Source organism: Nitrosospira sp. NRS527 (assembly GCF_018406445.1).
GTDB classification, from domain to species: domain Bacteria; phylum Pseudomonadota; class Gammaproteobacteria; order Burkholderiales; family Nitrosomonadaceae; genus Nitrosospira; species Nitrosospira briensis.
On record NZ_AP024515.1, the window covers coordinates 2325854 to 2345124 of the forward strand.

17 protein-coding genes are annotated in these 19271 nt (G+C 54.0%); 10 read left to right on the forward strand and 7 right to left on the reverse strand.

Annotated features, from left to right (window positions below):
• Positions 1 to 12 precede the first annotated feature (12 nt).
• Complete coding sequence (gene cmk / locus KJS40_RS15365; RefSeq protein ID WP_244859544.1) at positions 13 to 699, reverse strand: (d)CMP kinase; 687 nt, start codon at positions 697 to 699, stop codon at positions 13 to 15.
• A 39-nt stretch (positions 700 to 738) separates the two neighbouring features.
• On the reverse strand, positions 739 to 2052 hold the full coding sequence (gene aroA, locus KJS40_RS15370; protein ID WP_244859545.1) for a 3-phosphoshikimate 1-carboxyvinyltransferase: 1314 nt from the start codon (positions 2050 to 2052) through the stop codon (positions 739 to 741).
• 591 nt (positions 2053 to 2643) lie between these two features.
• On the opposite strand from aroA, the gene cysK reads away from it, so the two are divergent.
• The 7 genes from cysK (at position 2644) to KJS40_RS10490 (ending at position 11539) form a co-directional block, all read left to right on the forward strand.
• Entirely contained in the window at positions 2644 to 3621 is a 978-nt protein-coding gene (gene cysK, locus KJS40_RS10460) for a cysteine synthase A (protein ID WP_213537581.1), read from the forward strand.
• Positions 3621 to 4571 carry a serine O-acetyltransferase EpsC gene (gene epsC / locus KJS40_RS10465; RefSeq protein WP_213539810.1) on the forward strand — a complete coding sequence of 317 codons (951 nt, stop codon included), beginning with the start codon at positions 3621 to 3623 and terminating at the stop codon, positions 4569 to 4571. The genes cysK and epsC overlap by 1 nt, the downstream gene beginning before the upstream one ends.
• Positions 4572 to 5267: 696 nt before the next feature.
• Entirely contained in the window at positions 5268 to 6023 is a 756-nt protein-coding gene (locus KJS40_RS10470) for a tetratricopeptide repeat protein (protein ID WP_244859546.1), read from the forward strand.
• Positions 6024 to 6498: 475 nt separating this feature from the next.
• Positions 6499 to 7914: a dihydrolipoyl dehydrogenase gene (locus tag KJS40_RS10475; protein WP_213537585.1), complete on the forward strand. Its 1416-nt coding sequence runs from the start codon at positions 6499 to 6501 to the stop codon at positions 7912 to 7914.
• Positions 7915 to 8154: 240 nt separating this feature from the next.
• Positions 8155 to 8637, forward strand: a complete 483-nt coding sequence (locus KJS40_RS10480; protein ID WP_213537586.1) for a hypothetical protein — start codon at positions 8155 to 8157, stop codon at positions 8635 to 8637.
• A 2-nt stretch (positions 8638 to 8639) separates the two neighbouring features.
• A complete protein-coding gene (locus KJS40_RS10485) occupies positions 8640 to 9032 on the forward strand; it encodes a SirB2 family protein (protein ID WP_213537588.1) in 393 nt (130 codons plus the stop codon).
• 176 nt (positions 9033 to 9208) lie between these two features.
• Positions 9209 to 11539, forward strand: a complete 2331-nt coding sequence (locus KJS40_RS10490; protein ID WP_213537590.1) for a penicillin-binding protein 1A — start codon at positions 9209 to 9211, stop codon at positions 11537 to 11539.
• A 36-nt stretch (positions 11540 to 11575) separates the two neighbouring features.
• Here KJS40_RS10490 and hemB read toward each other — a convergent pair whose 3' ends face one another.
• From hemB to KJS40_RS10510, 4 genes are all read right to left on the reverse strand, one after another.
• Positions 11576 to 12577 carry a porphobilinogen synthase gene (gene hemB / locus KJS40_RS10495; protein WP_213537592.1) on the reverse strand — a complete coding sequence of 334 codons (1002 nt, stop codon included), beginning with the start codon at positions 12575 to 12577 and terminating at the stop codon, positions 11576 to 11578.
• Positions 12578 to 12661: 84 nt separating this feature from the next.
• Positions 12662 to 13396, reverse strand: a complete 735-nt coding sequence (yihA, locus tag KJS40_RS10500) for a ribosome biogenesis GTP-binding protein YihA/YsxC (RefSeq protein WP_213537594.1) — start codon at positions 13394 to 13396, stop codon at positions 12662 to 12664.
• A 152-nt stretch (positions 13397 to 13548) separates the two neighbouring features.
• Positions 13549 to 14310 (reverse strand): type III pantothenate kinase, encoded by a 762-nt coding sequence (locus tag KJS40_RS10505; protein WP_244859547.1) that lies wholly within the window; start codon positions 14308 to 14310, stop codon positions 13549 to 13551.
• Entirely contained in the window at positions 14295 to 15281 is a 987-nt protein-coding gene (locus tag KJS40_RS10510) for a biotin--[acetyl-CoA-carboxylase] ligase (protein WP_213537596.1), read from the reverse strand. Before KJS40_RS10510 ends, KJS40_RS10505 begins: the two co-directional genes overlap by 16 nt.
• Before the next feature lie 132 nt (positions 15282 to 15413).
• Between KJS40_RS10510 and KJS40_RS10515 the strand changes: the two genes are divergently transcribed.
• Positions 15414 to 17135, forward strand: a complete 1722-nt coding sequence (locus KJS40_RS10515; protein ID WP_213537598.1) for a glutamine--tRNA ligase/YqeY domain fusion protein — start codon at positions 15414 to 15416, stop codon at positions 17133 to 17135.
• On the opposite strand, the gene KJS40_RS10520 is transcribed toward KJS40_RS10515, so the two are convergent.
• The gene (locus KJS40_RS10520; protein ID WP_213537599.1) at positions 17109 to 17369 is read right to left on the reverse strand and encodes a hypothetical protein; all 261 of its coding nucleotides are present in this window, start codon (positions 17367 to 17369) and stop codon (positions 17109 to 17111) included. The two genes, KJS40_RS10515 and KJS40_RS10520, sit on opposite strands and share 27 nt — an antisense overlap.
• A 75-nt stretch (positions 17370 to 17444) precedes the next feature.
• Here KJS40_RS10520 and trxA point away from each other — a divergent pair, with 75 nt between their 5' ends.
• Positions 17445 to 17771: a thioredoxin TrxA gene (gene trxA / locus KJS40_RS10525; RefSeq protein ID WP_107729943.1), complete on the forward strand. Its 327-nt coding sequence runs from the start codon at positions 17445 to 17447 to the stop codon at positions 17769 to 17771.
• A gap of 142 nt (positions 17772 to 17913) precedes the next feature.
• The gene (gene rho, locus KJS40_RS10530; protein ID WP_025041073.1) at positions 17914 to 19173 is read left to right on the forward strand and encodes a transcription termination factor Rho; all 1260 of its coding nucleotides are present in this window, start codon (positions 17914 to 17916) and stop codon (positions 19171 to 19173) included.
• The last annotated feature ends 98 nt before the right edge of the window (positions 19174 to 19271 follow it).

A 19271-nucleotide genomic window follows, 5' to 3' on the forward strand; every position in this document is an offset into this window, starting at 1 on the left:
GACTTCAGTTTTTCACCTGCGACCTTTTGCACAGATTTCAATATATTGCTTTAGGACGCTATCCACGGCTTGTGTTATGTCGAGGGAAGTCGTATCCAGCAACGTTGTATCCGTACCCAGTTGCAATGGTGCCACGCTCCGATTACTGTCGCGGGCATCGCGGTCTCGTATATCCTGCAAAAGGGTGGCAATATTAGCACCTATCCCTTTTTCCATCAACTGCTTATGGCGCCGTTGGGCTCGCGTTTCAGCACTTGCCGTGAGAAATATTTTGAGAACGGCTTCGGGAAAAACGACCGATCCCATATCGCGGCCGTCCGCCACCAAGCCGGGAAGCTGGCAAAATGCGCGTTGCCGCGCTAATAGCGCGCTTCTGACCAGCGGATAAGCGGCTATTCTGGAAGCCGAGTTACCGCACGCTTCCGTGCGGATCGCATCGGTGACGTTTTCATTGCCCAACCGGATTTCTTCATCCTTAAAGACGACATCCAGGCTTGCGGCAACATCGCTTATTGTTCTTTCATCGCCCAGGTCGACCCCGGCACGCATCGTTGCCAGCGCCACCAATCGGTAGAGCGCACCACTGTCGAGATAGTGAAACCCCAGTTTTGCCGCCACCCGTTGTGCAACGGTGCCCTTGCCGGAAGCAGAAGGACCATCGATGGCGATTACGGGAACGTCATTAATATTCGTATTCATGAAAAACCGCCTCGATAAAATTTACCCGGATTCTGCCGGTCAGGGACTGACGATGGCCGCGAACTTTTCAAAATAGTCGGGAAAAGTCTTGGCGACGCAATCGGGTTCGTTGATACGCACAGGTGCGCCAAAGGACGCCAGCGAAAAGCACATGGCCATCCGGTGGTCGTCATATGTATCAATCGCTGCATCCCCGGTGAGTCTACCGGTTGGCGGAGTGATACGCAGAAAATTCGCGCCCTCCTCCACCACCGCCCCCAGCTTGCGCAATTCCTTTGCCATTGCCGCGAGGCGATCGGTTTCTTTCACCCGCCAACTGGCGATATTCCTGAGCGTGGTGGTACCAACGGCGAACAACGCCGCCACTGCAAGCGTCATGGCGGCGTCCGGAATATGGTTGCAGTCGAGATCAACGGCCCGCAAACCACCAGACGCAGGGGCGCTTGCCTCGATCCAGTTATTGCCCACGTTGATGCGTGCTCCCATTTCTTCCAGCACTTCAGCAAAACGGACATCTCCCTGAAGGCTGCCATGACCGATACCCTCTACTCGCACCGGACCGGCACCGATGGCGCCGGCGGCGAGGAAATACGAAGCGGAGGATGCATCGCCCTCGACAAATATCTCGCCCGGGCTGAGGTAGCGTTGGCCTGAGCGCATAGTGAAGCGGTGCCATTCCTCACGCTCCACCTGCACGCCGAAACGGGCCATCAGCGCTATGGTCAACTCGATATAAGGCCGCGAGATCAATTCTCCCGCCACCGTTATCGTCGACGTATGATTGAAACGCATTGCGGATAAGGGCAAAGCCATCAGCAGACCCGTCAGGAACTGGCTGGATACATCGCCCCTCACCGTAATTTCCTCTCCGTGGATCCGCCCTGGCTTGATTTGAAGCGGCGGAAAACCTTCATTGCCCAGATAGGTTATATCCGCACCCCATTGGCGTAGCGCACTCACCAGATCGCCGATAGGGCGTTCATGCATGCGCGGCACACCCGATAATTTGTAATATCCCTGAGCCAGCGCCAGCACGGCGGTCAAAGGACGGAAAGCCGTGCCTGCATTGCCCAGGAATAAACTCGCTTCACTGATGGGGAAACGGAGAGGCAACTTTCCGCCTATGCCTTGCACCCGATAACAATTTTCATTGATCAGGGCGATGGGCACACCCAGCGCCTCAAGTGCCTCCAGCATTCGCGCCGTATCGTCGGAAACAAGCAGGTCACGTATAACTGTCGCACCGTTGGCCAATGCAGCAAGCAATAGAATGCGGTTGGAAATGCTTTTGGAGCCAGGCAGGCGCACCGTGCCCTGAGCAGTCTTGACGACCGGAAGATCAATAAAACTCACGCCGTGCCTTATGAATCATTGGGATCATCTTTGCCGATATGAATAAGATTTGCATGAAGACTCGGGCAATCGCCCTGCCCTGTCTTTGAGATTCAATGCAGTGTCAGTGTCAGTGTCAGTGTCAGTGTCAAGAAGCGGCATCGTTCCTGGTTTACAATACTTGCAAATGCTGGACGCCCGGCTTGAATAAGCGGTCTCGTTCCCGGAGCAGGCTACAAGCATCAAAGTAGTACCTGAAGAGCAGGACGTCGCCTGCGTTCCACGATTGACCTCAGTCAAATGGTTACTCCGGCGCTTATACTCATGTTAAAATAACTCAATGATTTCAGCGAGATATTATAGAAAAGGCAGCGTAAACCCTGCGGTAAACCAAGTATTATAATCAATACGTCTTGAATAAACATTAAACCTGCCGTTCTGATGAACGCGCAACCCCTGGATGCGCCTCACCCACGGTTGCAAGAAAGCCCATCTCGAACGGATTGGATGGGTTGAAACGATTTAAGTTCTGTCTTCCAAACATGTCCATCCTCACGGGCGTCATATTCGTGAACAGGCTTGCCCGGAACCCATACTGAAGGAAGTCGCAGCATGCCGCGTTGGTTCAAGGATAACTCGCTGTCTATCGGACATACCCCGTTGGTCCGGCTCAACCGCATTACCGACGGCGCTCCCGCAACGGTGCTGGCGAAGATCGAGGGGCGTAACCCCGCTTATTCCGTAAAATGCCGTATTGGCACGGCGATGATCGAGGACGCGGAAGCGCGCGGACTGCTCCTTGCAGGAAAAGAACTGGTGGAACCGACCAGCGGCAACACCGGCATCGCACTGGCGTCCGTTGCGGCCTCCCGCGGCATACCGCTGACCTTGACCATGCCGGAAACCATGAGCCTGGAACGGCGTAAACTGCTGGGCGCATATGGGGCAAAACTGGTATTGACGGAAGGGGCGCGGGGAATGAAAGGCGCCGTGTTGAAAGCCGAGGAAATCGTTGCTTCCGATCCTGGCCGGTATGTACTGCTTCAGCAATTCAACAACCCGGCCAACCCGGCCATCCATGAACGCACTACCGGGCCGGAAATCTGGAACGATACCGAGGGCGCCATTGATATTTTCGTTTCCGGCGTGGGTACAGGCGGTACTATAACCGGCGTTTCGCGCTACATCAAAAATACAAAGGGGAAAACGATCATTTCAGTTGCCGTTGAACCATCCGCCAGCCCGGTATTGACCCAATTGCGCGCGGGTGAGCCGCTGAAACCCGGACCGCACAAAATCCCTGGAATTGGTGCCGGTTTCGTTCCGGAAAATTTGGACCTGGCGCTGGTGGACGATATCGAGCAGGTCAGCAATGAAGATGCGTTGCGCTATGCCCGCCGCCTCGCACGCGAAGAAGGCATTATTTCCGGAATTTCATGCGGCGCAGCGGTGGCGGTGGCGATACGTTATGCGAAGCGTCTGGAAAACGCAGGCAAAACCATTGTGGTAATCCTTCCCGATTCGGGAGAACGTTACTTGAGTTCCATTCTCTTCGAGGATGCGCTCGATGGTCAGGGTTCGGTGCAATGATGGCAAAATCAGGAAAAACAGGATACTCATCATCGAAAGGGAAAAGTTTGAAAATCGACAAGGTTGTGGCCGAGCTGCGCGCCTTGCGTGTGAAATCACTGGAAAACCGGCAAAGGCGCGACAGGCCGCCTAAACTGCCCTCCCGCAAGATACTGGTCGGGATCGCGGATGGGCTGAGTGCCGTGTTGTTTCCGAACCGCCTGGGCTTACCCGAACTCACCAATGAGAGCGTCGATTATTACGTCGGACACACCCTGGATGTCACACTCCGCGAACTTTTGGTTCAAGTGCGCCGTGAACTGCGCTTTACTTCCGGCCTGGAAACCACAAGCGATTCGGATCGAGAACAGGCCGCGGCCATCACCCAGGCATTCGCCCGGCAATTACCCCATGTACGAACATTGCTGGAAAGCGACATTCAGGCAGCGTACGAGGGTGATCCGGCTGCCCGCAGCCTCGACGAGGTACTGGTCTGTTATCCGGGCATCACGGCCATAACGCATTATCGCCTCGCGCATGAACTGCACTGCCTGGGCGCGCCGCTGATTGCACGCATGATTTCGGAAATTGCCCATTCCGCCACCGGTATCGAGATCCATCCAGGGGCGAAGATTGGAGGCAGTTTTTTCATTGATCACGGCACCGGCGTAGTCATTGGCGAGACCGCTATCATTGGCGAACACGTGCGCCTGTATCAAGCCGTGACGCTGGGCGCCAAACGCTTCCCCACGGATGAGCATGGTGCGCTGGTAAAAGGGAATATTCGGCATCCTATTGTCGAGGATGATGTAATTATCTACGCTGGCGCCACCATTCTTGGCCGTATCACCATCGGGCGCGGCTCGACCATTGGCGGCAACGTCTGGCTAACGCGCAGCGTTCCGCCTGGCAGTGTTATCTCGCAGGCGCAAATACGAAATGAGGTATACGACGGTGGCGCCGGTATTTAACCTAAATCCGGTAGTTGGGCGGGGAGAAGTGTACGGTTTTTGGGGTGCAGGGCAAGGCGCGACGACGCGGAATGCGACCGCGCAGGGCGGAGCAGTGCCTTCCGCAGGAAGGTGCGACCCCGAAGCGGGATGCGGGCGCCCCCTTGCGTGTGGAGCGCGATCGCGGCATCCCCTGCGCTGCCCGATCCCCGCTTCGCGGAGCCCCTCGGGCGACGCTTCGGGGCGCCGTTCCATTCCAAGGAGTTGCAACGCAGCCATGTGCCGCAAAAACTGTGCAATTCTCCCCGTAGCGGCCTCACCCGGAAGGCGAGCGTCAACTAATATGAAATATTGTTATTAATCACGATACTGATCTATTAAATGAGCGGTCAACTACCGGATTTAGGTTTAAGCGGGTAATCCATATCAACATCGATACTGAAATCATCCCGATCCGCTGGATCAGGCTGGGGATGGGTAGCTTGAATGCGCAGCCAACCTGAACTCGTCAGGGAGCTAATTGCGCTGAGATGTGCCTGGTATTCCTGCCTGGGTTGACGTTCGGTCAGCCGCTGCTTAGACTTCGCGAAATACAGGAACGCCTACTTTTCGAGTAGAACGGTAACAATACCCAATATTATGTACCCGGAATGCATTAAGTGCGGAAGTAAAAAAACGCATGGCTCTCGTGCCCGGCCCGGGGAACGGACATTGTCCATGCTGTTCCTTCGCCCCGTGCGCTGCCGCGATTGCAGAGAGCGCTTTTGGGTGCGAAACCCCCATGCTTATCTTGTAACGGGATCGACACTAACCGTGGCCGCGCTACTGATTGCGTTGGTCTGGCTGATCATAGAACAAAACATGGCTGACCATTACGTCGGACCCATATCTGAAATCGAGCCGGAGAAACCCGCTATTCCCGGCAATGGCAATTCCGGACGCAATCATGAAGAACATTTGAATGCGGCAACCACCGGCGTCAAACCTCCTCCCGGAACGGCAGCGACGCGTAACACAGGGCCATCCTCTCCTGCCACACCAGGCCCAGCGGATGACCATTATTTCACGGTACGGTTGTATCAAGAGAGTGCGGAGAAGGGGGATAGCGATGCGCAATATAAGCTCGGCCTGTTATATTTGACTGGAAATGGCGCCCTTCAGGATTTCGCCGAGGCTGCGAAATGGCTTAAACTGGCAGCGGAACAAGGCTACGGACTTGCACAATATGAGCTAGGCCTCATCTACCGCACCGGATATGGTCTTGCTGTCGACCAGGTACAGAGTTACGTATGGCTGAATCTTGCCGCTGCCGCCGGGGTTCAGCAAGCTGTAGCGGCTCGGGACGAAATCATGCGCTCTCTTAGCCCCAAGCAACTCGCGCAAGCGCAAAAAGCCTCGCGCGACTGGCTCGCCGCAAGGCCCAAGCCCAAAACAACCGGCGAAAAGGCTCACCAGGCGGAGCCAGGAACGTAGCCGATATATTAAACCCAGACAATCCATTAGGACGCGAGATGATGGCAAGGCAGGTTGCGAGACAGTTTTGCCGGTTGAGAGAAGTCCATAGCTTGATCTATGGACGCCCCGCAGGTAGCGAGAATGGCCGCAAACTGACCGCCAGCACTCGCGTAGGCTCGCAGAGCCGCCTAATGAATTATCTGGGTTAAAGACCAGGCGTGACTGCAAGATCGCCTTGACACCAAGCACAATGCCGGGCAATACAGCGTTCCCGGAAACGGCAGGGATTGCGTCTGTGAAAACAGCGTTGGCTTACCGATTACTTCCGCGAGCCTTTTGATTCGCATCGCCGCATTTGTCGTCAATTACCTGAAGTTATTTGAAGTTACAAGCTATCTCAGGCAGCCGGCCGAGCTAACTTTCAGCCCGTTACCATGTCATTTTCTTGCCCGTTCACCTTACCAACCAATAAGGGTCAATAGGAGAAGCCATCATGAATGAATCATACGATGTCGCTATTGTTGGGGCCGGTACTGGGGGTTTGGCTGCATTGAATGAAGTGAAGAAGCAAACATCCAATTTCATCCTCATCAACGATGGACCATGGGGAACGGTCTGTGCCCGGGTGGGTTGCATGCCTTCCAAAGCGCTGATCGAGGCAGCGAATGCCTTTCACACTCGTAACACGTTTGAGGAATTTGGTATTCGGGGAGCGGGTTCCCTCACACTCGATATTCCCGCTGTGCTGTGGCATGTACGCCGGCTGCGCAATGATTTTGTTGCCAGCACGCTGAAGACCACCGAAGCACTGGGCGAGCGCGCGATTTCCGGTCGCGCACGTTTGCTTGGAGCAGGAAGGTTGGAAGTAAACGGGCGCGAACTCCGCGCACGCAGCATTATCATCGCTACCGGCTCACGCCCGGTCGTGCCTGAGCCATGGCATGCCTTCGGAAGGCAATTGCTCACTACGGATACATTATTCGAACAGCAAACGCTGCCTTCCCGTATGGCAGTGATAGGCTTGGGCCCGGTCGGCGTGGAAATGGCCCAGGCACTTTCGCGGCTAGGCGTGAATGTAGCGGCGTTTGACCAGAAAACTGCCATTGCGGGATTGCGAGACCCTGGCGTCAACGCCGTCGCGACAGAACTTCTGCAACAGGAATTCCCTGTTCATCTGGGGCAAAAGGCTGATCTGCACGCGTCCAACGGTGGTATGCAAGTCCGTGCCGGAAGTAAAGAGGCTGTGGTTGACAGTGTTCTTGTTAGCCTGGGCCGGCGGCCAAATATCGACAACCTTGGGCTGGAAACGTTGGGTATCGAACTCGATGAGCACGGACTGCCTCCAGTTGATCCTCATACTATGCAAATAGCCGATCTGCCGGTTTTCATGGCCGGCGACATCAATGACCGGATACCTCTTCTGCATGAGGCGGCGGATGAGGGACATATCGCCGGAATCAATGCGACCCGTCGCGACCCGATGTATTTCAAGCGTCGCGTCCCGCTCGCGATAGTCTTTACCGATCCTAATATCGCAATGATAGGCAGGCGCTTCAATTCACTCGACGGTAATAAAATACTGACGGGAGAAGCTTGTTTTAAACACCAGGGCCGCGCCAGGGTAGGTCAGCGCAACAAGGGCATCCTGCGTCTCTATGCCGAACCGGAAAGCGGCCGGCTGCTCGGCGCCGAAATGTGCGCCCCTGCCGGAGAGCATATGGCACATTTGGTGGCGCTGGCTATCGACCGTTCGCTCACCGTGCATGATATGCTGCGCTTGCCGTTTTATCATCCCACCCTGGAAGAAGGCCTGCGTAGCGCTTTACGCCAACTATCGGCACAAGTTCCCGCTTGCGGCAAATCCGATCTTGCCAACTGCGATGCATTCGATTGCGAGGCGCTTGATTAATTCCGCTTGGTTAAAATCAAACTGAGGGCGACGACTCTGCTGCATGTTTATGTGTGAAATACTTGAACATTTTAGCGCCTGGGCTGCCAAACTCAATCACAAGCACTAACGACCTGCGAGTCAGGAAGTAGCAACGCAAGCAGACAACAGGCGTGAGCCTTGGCATATTTGTGCTGGCATGGGTATCGAGAACATTTTTGCATAAGCGTTTCGAGCAGGAAAGACCGGGAGATTATTTCTATGGATGAGTTCGCTTTCGCCAGAGTGGTCCATGTGTTGGGCGTTGTGCTATGGATTGGTGGCGTGGCGATGGTCACTACCGTGCTGATTCCAGCCATGGCACAGATGAGGTCGGCATCCGAGCGAACAGAGTTTTTTGCGCGTATCGAAGGCCGCTTTGCACCGCAGGCTCGCTTCGTTACGTTACTCGTCGGCTTGAGCGGATTCTACATGGTGCATTTTCTGAACGCATGGAGCCGTTTTGCCGAATTGGGCTTCTGGTGGATGCATGCCATGGTTCTGGTCTGGCTAATCTTTACCTTGATGTTGTTTGTAGTGGAACCGCTGGTGTTACGGAAACAGGCCCCGAAAACGGCGCAGCACGACGCCGAGAAGACTTTTCGCCGGATGCGGCGCATGCATTGGATATTGCTCGGGTTAAGCCTTGTCACTATTGCGGGCGCTGTGGCGGGCAGCCACGGCTGGATGTTGAGCGGGGAGTGAGCATGAGTTACGCGGCATTAAAAATGATTCATATCACCAGCGTGGTAATCAGCTACCTGTTGTTTTCGTTGCGCAGCATATGGAGAATGCGTGAATCTTCCGCTTTACAGCAGCGCTGGGTAAAAATTACACCACACGTGGTGGATACCATACTGCTGACGAGTGCCATCGTGTTGGCTACCAGGATTCACCAGGATCCGATACATGATTCATGGCTCAGCGCCAAAGTCATCGGCCTGCTGGTTTATATCGGCCTCGGAATGATGGCGTTGAAATTCGGCAAAACCCGTAAAGCAAGAATCTATGCATGGATCGCGGCTCAGTTGACTTTTCTTTATATCGTACTGGTCGCCGTGACTAAGAATCCGGCGGTAGTTTCCTTTGCATCCCCGTAAACAGACAAGCCTGCAAGTTGAGACCTCCCACCTCACTTCCCTGAAAAACACTTCAAAATGTGCCGTAGCGTTCCCAGCATTCGCTTCTGCCACATTGCTTCACGTAATACTGCATCACGTAATGCCTTATAATTGCATATGTTCGTCTTAACTCTCTTTTTCAAAATTCTTCCTACATGCTAGCACGTTGGTGGGTTTACCTGCTCGCCGCATTTTTAGCGCTAGGTCTTATTGGAGTCTTGCTGACCGGCTTTGCCGCGCTGGTTACCATTCCCACATTGCCCTCGCTTGAAGCGCTGACCGATTACCGTCCGAAAATCCCTTTACGAGTGTACAGCGCTGAAGGTCTCCTGATCGGGGAGTTCGGCGAAGAGCGTCGCGAGGTGGTTAAAATCAGCTCGGTCCCGAAGCGCCTCAAACAGGCGATTCTGGCCGCTGAGGACGACCGCTTCTATCAGCATGGCGGAGTGGATTATCCCGGCATATTGCGGGCGGCCTATTCGAATTTCACTTCCGGCGGCGCGCGGCAAGGGGCCAGTACCATTACCATGCAAGTCGCACGTAATTTTTTCCTGACCAAGGAAAAAACACTCACTCGGAAATTCAGCGAGGCTTTGCTGGCATTCAAAATTGAACACAGCCTGAGCAAAGACGAGATTCTTGAACTTTACTTCAACCAGATATATCTCGGGCAGCGCGCTTATGGCTTTGCTGCTGCATCACAGGTCTATTTCGGAAAGAGCCTGGAGAAAATCAACCTTGCAGAAGCCGCAATGCTGGCGGGACTGCCCAAGGCGCCTTCACGCTTCAATCCGGTAGTCAATCCCAAGCGTGCGAAAACCCGGCAGCTTTATGTCCTCCGGCGCATGCGCGAACTCGGCTATATTTCCGATACAGCGTTCAAGGAAGCGGAAAAACATCCGCTGCAGGTTAAACGCGAATCGCAGGAATTCACAATGCACGCCGGTTTTGTGGCAGAAATGGCACGGCAGGCAGTATATGAACGCCATCGTGAAGATACCTACACCAAAGGTTTCAAAGTCTATACCACGATACGACGGCTGGATCAGGATGCAGCCTACAACGCGGTGCGGCAAGCCGTGATGGATTATGACAGCCGGCATGGGTATCGCGGCCCTGAAGCATTTATCAATCTGGCACAAACTGGCCAGAATCGCGAAGAGATACTGGAAGACGCGTTACAGGAAGTGACCGACAGCGACGATATCCAGGCTGCCGTAGTGCTGGCGGCCAGCACTAAATCGGTCAAGGCGTACCGACGGGGTGGGGAAATCATCGAGATTACCGGTGATGGCCTCAAGTTTGCCCAGAAATCCCTTTCCAGCACCAGCAAGGCGGGCTCTGGTCAGCAATATATTCGTCCGGGCTCACTCATCCGGATACGGAAGAACGAAAAAGGCGTGTGGCATATCGTGCAACTTCCTCAGGTTGAAGCCTCGCTGGTCGCAATAAACTCGCATGACGGGGCAATTCGCGCCATTGTAGGCGGGTTCGACTTCAACCGGAACCAGTTCAACCATGTTATACAGGCATGGCGCCAGCCGGGCTCCAGTTTTAAGCCGTTCATTTATTCCGCATCCCTGGAAAAAGGCTTTACGCCAGCCACCGTCGTCAACGACGCCCCACTCTCCTTTACCGCCGAGGAAACAGGAAGCGATCAGTGGGATCCTCGAAATTACGAGGACACCTACGAAGGACCGGTACGCATGCGCGAAGCGCTCGCCAAATCCAAAAATCTGGTTTCCATTCGCATTCTTCAGGCAATTGACGTTCAATACGCGCAGGATTATGTTGCCCGCTTCGGCTTCGACCCCAAGCTACACCCCGCCTACCTGCCGATGGCGTTGGGTGCCGGGTCGGTGACCCCGATACAAATGGCGGTGGGTTACGCCGCGTTCGCCAATGGGGGCTTTCTCGTAACACCCTATTTCATCCAACGCATCGAGGATGAGAGAGGCAACATACTGGAGCAGCCAAAACCCGTGCTGGCGGGAGAAAGCGCCAAGCAGATCATAGATCCGCGCAACGCCTTTCTTATGACCAGCATGATGCAGGATGTGGTACAGCGGGGAACCGCCACCAGGGCAAAACAGCTCGGCCGTGCCGACCTGGCCGGGAAAACCGGCACCACCAGCAATTATGTCGACGCATGGTTTTGTGGCTACCAGGCTGACCTGGTCGCTATCGCCTGGATCGGCTTTGATAATCCAAAATCACTGGGAAACAACGAAACCGGTGGCCGGGCTGCCTTGCCGATGTGGATGAGCTATATGAGCAAGGCATTGAAAGGCGTCCCGACGGCGGCCTATACGCCGCCTGCCGGCATCACCACAGCGAAAATCAACCCTGAAACCGGTTTGAGGGAAGCGCACGGTACCATGACCGAATATTTCCTGGAAGAGCAGCTACCGCCCGAAGCGAACGACAAGGTGGACGAAGCTATAAAATCGGTGGAGGACGTGATCAGGGAGTTTTTGTCACCGTGAAATGATGAGGTCCATACCTCACGCCAACCTACCTGTTTACTCCTTCAGCCACTCCGCCGCATCAAGGGCGTAATAGGTCAGGATGCCGTCAGCGCCGGCACGCTTGAAAGCCAATAACGATTCGAGAACGCAGGTTCTTTCGTCAAGCCAGCCGTTTTGCGCAGCAGCCTTGAGCATGGCATATTCACCACTTACCTGGTAGACAAAAGTAGGGACGCCAAACCGGTCCTTTACGCGGCGCACGATATCCAGATAAGGCAAACCAGGCTTTATCATCACCATATCGGCGCCTTCTTCCAGATCCAGACCTACCTCCCACAGCGCCTCGTCTGAATTGGCCGGATCCATCTGATATGTATACTTGTTACCCGCGCCCAGATTGGCGGCGGAACCCACTGCATCGCGAAAAGGGCCGTAAAAAGCGGAAGCATATTTTGCGGAATAAGCAAGAATACGGGTATGAGTACACTTCTGACCTTCAAGCGCCTCCCGGATCGCTGCAATGCGCCCATCCATCATGTCGGACGGCGCCACGATGTCCGCACCGGCCTGGGCGTGCATCAGCGCCTGCTGTGCCAGCACGGTAACGGTTTCATCGTTCATCACATAGCCATGGGCATCGATCAACCCATCCTGGCCATGGCTGGTATAGGGGTCGAGTGCAACATCGGTAATAACGCCCAGCTCCGGAAATTGCTTCTTCAGCTCCCTTACTACCCGTGGCACGAGCCCTGCAGGATTGAAGGCTTCCGAGGCGGTGAGATTCTTGAGGTCGGGCTCGATAACCGGAAATATCGCGATAGCCGGTATGCCGAGCCGAAGGCATTTTTCCGCTCGATGCATCAACACATCCAGGCTTTGCCGCACAACACCCGGCATCGAGGATACGGTCTCCTCCCTATTCTCTCCGTCCAGTACAAATACGGGATAAATCAGGTCGTCCGGATGCAGACGATTCTCCCGCATCAGGCGACGCGAGAAATCGTCGCGCCGCATGCGCCGCATCCTCTTCTGTGGAAACTGGTTTAAAACTGGCATGGTCTACCTAAAAAAAGAAAATTGATAAAAAATGAAAAACTGGGAACTTGTACTCGAATTCTGCGTCTTACTTGCAGACGTTGCTTAATTGTCTCCCGCTTTTCCTCCCTGAGCGGGTACCTTAATCCCTATTAAGGTATGTTTGCCCCCGGTTTTATTCCCCTTTAACCGGGGGTTTTTTATTTTTTGCTTCGGAACAGCATTCGGTTCCCGAATCGAATCAGCTTCCAATCCCAGCCACGTGCCTAGCAAGGCCGTGGCGTCTTTCACCCCTTCTCTGGTTTTACTGGAAAATAACTGTACGCTGCATTGCGGATAAGCTTCACGTAAATAAGCCATCACCTCTTTGAGTATTTTCTCTGCCTGCTGTCTGGTCAGCTTATCCGATTTCGTAAGCAGCACATGCACTGGTTTTCCTGTTGACGCGAACCAGACCAGCATCTGGCGGTCAAGCGGGGTCAACGGGTGCCGCACATCCATGATAAGCACCATTCCACAGAGCGATTCCCGCGTCTGGAGATAAGTGCTGAGCAGGTGTTCCCAATGCCGCCGCACATCGATGGGTACTTTGGCGTAACCATATCCGGGAAGGTCTACCAGAAAACGGTCGCCCCCCAGCTGAAAAAAATTCAAATGCTGAGTGCGTCCGGGTGTTTTACTGACGAAAGCAAGGCGGCCACGAGTAGCCAGCGCGTTGATTGCGCTGGACTTGCCTGCATTCGACCGCCCGGCAAAGGCTATCTCCACCCCGTCGGGTGACGGCAAATGGCTCAACTGATTGACAGTGGTATAAAACGTTGCATGCTGGAAAACGGACATATTTCAACCAAATGAGTAAATGCAGACAGCTAAAAACAAAATTTCCAAATAGGCTCTAAATAAGTCCACAAGGATACGAACGGAGCAACAATCGCATTGAAAGGACAAAACCTGTTCAGAGGCTTCCAACTTGCTGCGGATGAAAGCTGAATTTACAGCGGTGTTTGCGGGTTCTCCTGGGCGATTGCCAGCAGGCCTTGCAATACCAGATTATCCATCACTTTGGCATTGACGTTAAGTTGCGGCAGCAACCGCTGTGCCGAGCCCCCGCATAAAATACAGTCAGGCACGCGACCCAGGGTACCTGCGAGCGTCACGGCCATCCGCTCGATGGCGCCGGCCATTGCATGCACCGCGCCGCTGCATATGGCATCCGCGGTGCTGTCGGGGTAATCGCAGAATTTCCCCTCCGCGGATTTCAGGGATACGATATCCCTCATCAGTATTTGCTGCATCAGATCAATACCCGGAGTAATAATGCCGCCAAGAAATTCACCTGTGTCGGTAAGAGCGTCAACAGTCATTGCGGTCCCGGCATCCACGACCAGGCATCCTTGCCGTTCCGATTCCCATGCGCCAATCAGGGCCGCCCAGCGATCACTGCCGAGTTGGGCGGGGTCCGCATAGTAGTTGCGCACGCCGCACTGGTAAGCAACCGCATGGATCCATTCCGGTTGGGTTTTCCATCGGGCAAATAGCTCGGACAGATCGCTCCCGGCCTGCGCGTCGGCAACATGGGATACCATGATACGCGAGGGTTCCTCCAGAACTTCCCATTCCCGCTCCAGCAGCACCTTTTTTCCTTGTGCCACGACTCCTTGTTTCAGCCGGTTGCTCCCGTCGTATAGTCCCCACTTGATATGGGTGTTGCCGGAATCAACTGCCAGCAAAAGCGGTTTCAGGCTATTCTGCATAGCGTAATCTCGCCGCCGCTGTAGCTACGAATACCTGCCGAAGTTTGCAGCAGCAACGATCCGTCATCCGCCACACCATGGACGGTGCCCTCCTGACTTGAGCCATCGGGGAAGCGAAGTTTGACAATCTTATTTTCGCAAAGATGGCGACTCACCCATTCTTCCTTGAATGGCGCAAAGCCTCTGCGCTCAAACTCTCTCAACGCGGCTGCGAGATCAATCAACAGCGCAGCCAATAATTCATTGCGGTCAGGCATTTTACCGGTAATCGAATGCACGTCCGTCACCCCCTGGTCTATACGCGCCTGTATATTATCCGACAGCTTCAGGTTTACGCCCACGCCAATGACAGCAGCGGAGGGACCCAGCATATCGCCGTGCAATTCGATGAGTATGCCTGCAAGCTTGCACAGGTTGTACATGACGTCGTTGGGCCACTTGAGTACCGCGCCCTCGATTCCCGCAGACTCGAGCGTACGTATGATCGCCACTCCAATCGCGAGGCTCAGGCCGGACAGGAAGCTGGCACCCTGCTGAAATTGCCATGACATCGAAAAAGCAAGGCTGCCGCCCAAACCCGAATGCCATTGCCGTCCGCGCCGTCCACGTCCGCTGGTTTGCAATTCTGCCGCAACCACATGAATACCGGCCCTGCCGCAATTTATCCCTCTCGAAGCTTCATGAAGCAAAAAAGTGTTGGTTGAGTCGATGCTATCCATCACCTCAAGGTCGAAATTGTCCGCGCTGCCGAGATGCTTCAGAATAGCCTCCCGTTCCAGCCATTGCACCGGGTCGAGCAGGCGGTAGCCACGACCGTGAACCCTGTGTACCGTCAGACCGGCTTCATCCACGTCTCGTAGCGCGTTGGACACGCTGGCCCGGGAAACACCCAGGGTTTGTGCAATGGCAGCGCCCGAATGGAATTCGTTATCGCTCAACAGGCGCAGAATAGAAAAAGTGAGCGGCTTCATATTAACCAGTGTAGTGCAAATTTTTCCGGCCTGCGCTACAGCTTGCGCATTAATCGGCGTGAAGGGTTTTTATCGGATTTAGCGTAATGCGCTAATCTCTCTATAATAGGTGAACCAAGCTAAGCATAATGAATGACACGAGAGGCTAATTTGAAAGATAACCCCGCAACCGGGCCCGCGGCGCTGCCCGTTTCCAACTTCATCCGTAATATCATCGAAGAAGATAACAGGACGGGCAAATGGAACGGACGCGTAGAAACCCGTTTTCCGCCTGAACCGAATGGCTACCTGCACATCGGCCATGCCAAAAGCATTTGCCTGAATTTTGGCCTTGCCCGTGATTATAACGGTATATGTCATTTGCGTTTCGACGATACCAATCCTGAAAAAGAGGAGCAGGAATATGTCGATTCAATACTTGATTCGGTTGAATGGCTGGGTTTCAGCTGGGGCAAGCACCTCCATTACGCCTCCGACTATTTCGATAAGCTTTACGAGTTTGCCGAGCACCTCATCAAGCGGGGCAAGGCGTATGTAGACAGCCTTACTGCCGAGGAAATCCGCGCGCTACGCGGAACACTGACCGAGGTTGGCAAGAATAGCCCTTATCGTGAACGCGGCACTGAAGAAAATCTTGACTTGTTTCGACGGATGAAAGCGGGAGAGTTTGCAGACGGGACGCATGTTTTGCGCGCTAAAATCGACATGACGTCTCCCAACATCAACCTGCGCGACCCGGTTATATATCGTATCCGCCATGTTCATCATCATCGCACCGGCGATAAATGGTGCATTTACCCGATGTACGATTACACGCATTGCCTTTCCGATGCGCTGGAGAAAATCACTCACTCGCTTTGCACGCTGGAATTCGAAGATCACCGTCCGCTCTATGATTGGGTATTGGATCAATTGGCTGATATTGTCCCCTGTCATCCCCAGCAAATCGAATTTGCGCGGCTGAATCTCACCTATACCGTCATGAGCAAGCGCAAGCTGATCGAATTGGTTGAGGGAGGTTTCGTCGATGGCTGGGATGACCCGCGCATGAATACGCTGGCTGGGGTACGGCGCCGCGGCTACACGCCCGAATCCATCCGGCTTTTCGCCGAGCGCATCGGCGTCAGCAAGGCCGATTCGTGGATAGAGCTGGGTATGCTGGAAGACTGTCTTCGCGAAGACTTGAATGACCGTGCTCACAGGCGACTGGCTGTCCTGGAACCGCTAAAAGTCGTTATCGATAATTATCCGGAAAACAGCGAGGAGGATTGCCTGGCGCCCAACCATCCGCAAAAACCGGAGTGGGGAAACCGCATCGTGCCACTGTCGAAAATCATCTATATCGAGCGCAGCGACTTCATGGAAACACCATCGAAGGGCTACTTCCGCCTCTCGCCTGGCACGGAAGTGCGATTGCGTTATGCTTATATCGTAAAATGCGTGAATGTCGTGAAAGACGCCGCCGGGGAAGTCATCGAAATTCACTGCACTTATGATCCCGACACCAGGAGCGGCACCGCAGGCGCGGACAAGCGCAAAGTCAAGGGCAACATACATTGGCTTTCGGCAAACCATGCGCGGCAGGCCGAAGTGCGGGTTTATGACCGCCTGTTTTCCCATGTCCAACCCGACGCGGGAGGACAGGATTACAAAATTTTTCTGAATCCCAATTCGAAGAAAATTATCACCGCCTATGTAGAACCGGCACTCGATCAGGCTCAGCCGGAAGACCGCTTTCAATTCGAGCGCCACGGTTACTTCATCGCCGACCGTGAGAGCTCGAAACCCGGAAAACCGGTGTTCAATCGAGCGGTTACGCTGCGGGATTCATGGAGCAAGCCCGCTAAGGCCTGAAACACGGCGGTTGAAATTACGATTGACGCCGATACCGAACTTGCTCAGTTCTACTGTGATATAATGCGAATTCAACTCAAGCCCGTCTTTCTTGAAAAAGCTGCTTCCCTTTCCTGCATTTTTTCGATAGCATATAAAAAATACAAAAGCAAAGCATCCGGAAAAGAAGCGATATATAATTTCTGATATTGCCACAGACCCCTGACTGAACTGCAGCTTCTTCATTTTCAGCATTATCGCATCGGTGTCGTTTGGCCCTGCCTGCCGTAGTCATTAGCCGCATATATTTAACTTGGACGAGAAAGTCACATGAGCCAGCATATCCTTTATATTTCCGATGGGACATTTGAAGCCGAAGTACTGCAATCCACCGTGCCGGTGCTGGTTGACTACTGGGCTGAGTGGTGTGGACCATGCAAGATGATCGCGCCGATACTGGATGAAGTGGCCAAGGAATATGGAGATCGGCTGAAAGTGGCAAAACTGAATATTGACGAAAATCAGGCTACCCCGCCAAAATATGGCATCCGTGGCATTCCCACGCTTATGCTTTTCAAAAACGGCAATATCGAGGCAACCAAGGTTGGCGCACTATCAAAGTCCCAGCTTACCGCTTTTATTGACAGCCATATCTAAAATCGCTAATCTTGTAAATAACCGCCTCCCCAAGCGGAATCCTATTCGATCTACCGCTTCTAATTCTCGCTCTGCCCCATCAGTTTTTTCCAACGCGTCCTGACGCTTTACGCCCCTGTTCTTCACCCACGAGTTCCGCTCAATGCACCTATCCGACCTTAAGAACTTCCACGTCACCGAACTGGTGGAAATGGCTATCGCCAACGAAATTGACGGCGCCAACCGGCTACGAAAACAGGACCTGATTTTCGCCTTACTGAAAAACCAGGCGCGCAAGGGGGAGAGCATTTACGGCGAAGGCACCCTGGAAGTGCTCCAGGATGGCTTCGGCTTCCTGCGATCTCCGGACACCTCCTATTTGGCCGGACCCGACGATATTTATGTCTCCCCCAGCCAGATAAGACGTTTCAACCTGCACACGGGTGATTCCATAGAAGGCGAAATTCGCACCCCCAAGGATGGCGAACGCTACTTTGCCCTGGTCAAGGTGGATAAGGTCAACAGCGAACCGCCGGAAAATTCCAAGCACAAGATTCTGTTTGAAAACCTCACCCCGCTATTCCCCACCGAGCGACTACTGCTCGAACGTGACATCAAGGCTGAAGAAAACGTTACCAGCCGCATCATCGATCTCATTGCTCCCATCGGGAAAGGCCAGCGCGGCCTGCTGGTAGCGAGCCCCAAGTCGGGAAAAACGGTCATGCTTCAGCATATCGCCCATGCGATCGCGGCCAATCACCCCGACGTCATCCTGATGGTATTGCTGATAGACGAGCGTCCCGAAGAAGTAACAGAGATGATCCGCTCGGTCAGGGGTGAGGTGGTTTCCTCCACTTTCGACGAACCTGCAGTACGTCACGTGCAAGTGGCCGACATGGTGATTGAAAAAGCCAAGCGGCTGGTCGAACACAAGAAAGATGTGGTGATACTGCTGGATTCCATCACGCGACTGGCGCGCGCTTACAATACCGTGGTTCCTGCTTCCGGCAAGGTACTGACCGGCGGCGTCGATGCCAATGCATTGCAACGCCCCAAACGTTTCTTCGGGGCCGCCCGCAACATTGAGGAAGGCGGTTCCCTTACCATCATCGCCACCGCCCTGGTGGATACGGGCTCGCGCATGGACGATGTGATCTATGAAGAATTCAAGGGGACCGGCAACATGGAAATCCATCTTGACCGGCGCATGGCGGAAAAACGCACTTACCCCGCCATCAACGTAAACCGCTCCGGTACCCGCAAGGAAGAATTGCTCATCAAACCGGATGTACTACAGAAAATCTGGGTGCTGCGCAAATTGCTCTATCCGATGGATGACATGGAAGCGATGGAATTCTTGCTCGACAAGATCAAGGCCACGAAAAATAACGCGGATTTCTTCGATTCCATGCGCCGGGTATAGTACAAAAACCGCGCCTAATGGAATACATTGTTGCAACCTCTCCCCGGATTATAAGATAATAAGAGTTTTTCCTGCTCCGCAGCTATCTACTGCCGACC

Excerpts from the sequence above, each read along its gene's own strand:
- rho (WP_025041073.1), top strand. The coding sequence starts at position 17,914 with ATGCACCTATCCGACCTTAAGAACTTCCACGTCACCGAACTGGTGGAA.
- KJS40_RS10505 (WP_244859547.1), bottom strand. The coding sequence starts at position 14,310 with ATGCAGAATAGCCTGAAACCGCTTTTGCTGGCAGTTGATTCCGGCAAC.
- KJS40_RS10485 (WP_213537588.1), top strand. The coding sequence starts at position 8,640 with ATGAGTTACGCGGCATTAAAAATGATTCATATCACCAGCGTGGTAATC.
- hemB (WP_213537592.1), bottom strand. The coding sequence starts at position 12,577 with ATGCCAGTTTTAAACCAGTTTCCACAGAAGAGGATGCGGCGCATGCGG.
- KJS40_RS10490 (WP_213537590.1), top strand. The coding sequence starts at position 9,209 with ATGCTAGCACGTTGGTGGGTTTACCTGCTCGCCGCATTTTTAGCGCTA.
- cysK (WP_213537581.1), top strand. The coding sequence starts at position 2,644 with ATGCCGCGTTGGTTCAAGGATAACTCGCTGTCTATCGGACATACCCCG.
- KJS40_RS10515 (WP_213537598.1), top strand. The coding sequence starts at position 15,414 with ATGACACGAGAGGCTAATTTGAAAGATAACCCCGCAACCGGGCCCGCG.
- KJS40_RS10520 (WP_213537599.1), bottom strand. The coding sequence starts at position 17,369 with ATGCTGAAAATGAAGAAGCTGCAGTTCAGTCAGGGGTCTGTGGCAATA.
- cmk (WP_244859544.1), bottom strand. The coding sequence starts at position 699 with ATGAATACGAATATTAATGACGTTCCCGTAATCGCCATCGATGGTCCT.
- KJS40_RS10510 (WP_213537596.1), bottom strand. The coding sequence starts at position 15,281 with ATGAAGCCGCTCACTTTTTCTATTCTGCGCCTGTTGAGCGATAACGAA.
- KJS40_RS10470 (WP_244859546.1), top strand. The coding sequence starts at position 5,268 with ATGCTGTTCCTTCGCCCCGTGCGCTGCCGCGATTGCAGAGAGCGCTTT.
- yihA (WP_213537594.1), bottom strand. The coding sequence starts at position 13,396 with ATGTCCGTTTTCCAGCATGCAACGTTTTATACCACTGTCAATCAGTTG.
- KJS40_RS10480 (WP_213537586.1), top strand. The coding sequence starts at position 8,155 with ATGGATGAGTTCGCTTTCGCCAGAGTGGTCCATGTGTTGGGCGTTGTG.
- trxA (WP_107729943.1), top strand. The coding sequence starts at position 17,445 with ATGAGCCAGCATATCCTTTATATTTCCGATGGGACATTTGAAGCCGAA.
- epsC (WP_213539810.1), top strand. The coding sequence starts at position 3,621 with ATGGCAAAATCAGGAAAAACAGGATACTCATCATCGAAAGGGAAAAGT.
- KJS40_RS10475 (WP_213537585.1), top strand. The coding sequence starts at position 6,499 with ATGAATGAATCATACGATGTCGCTATTGTTGGGGCCGGTACTGGGGGT.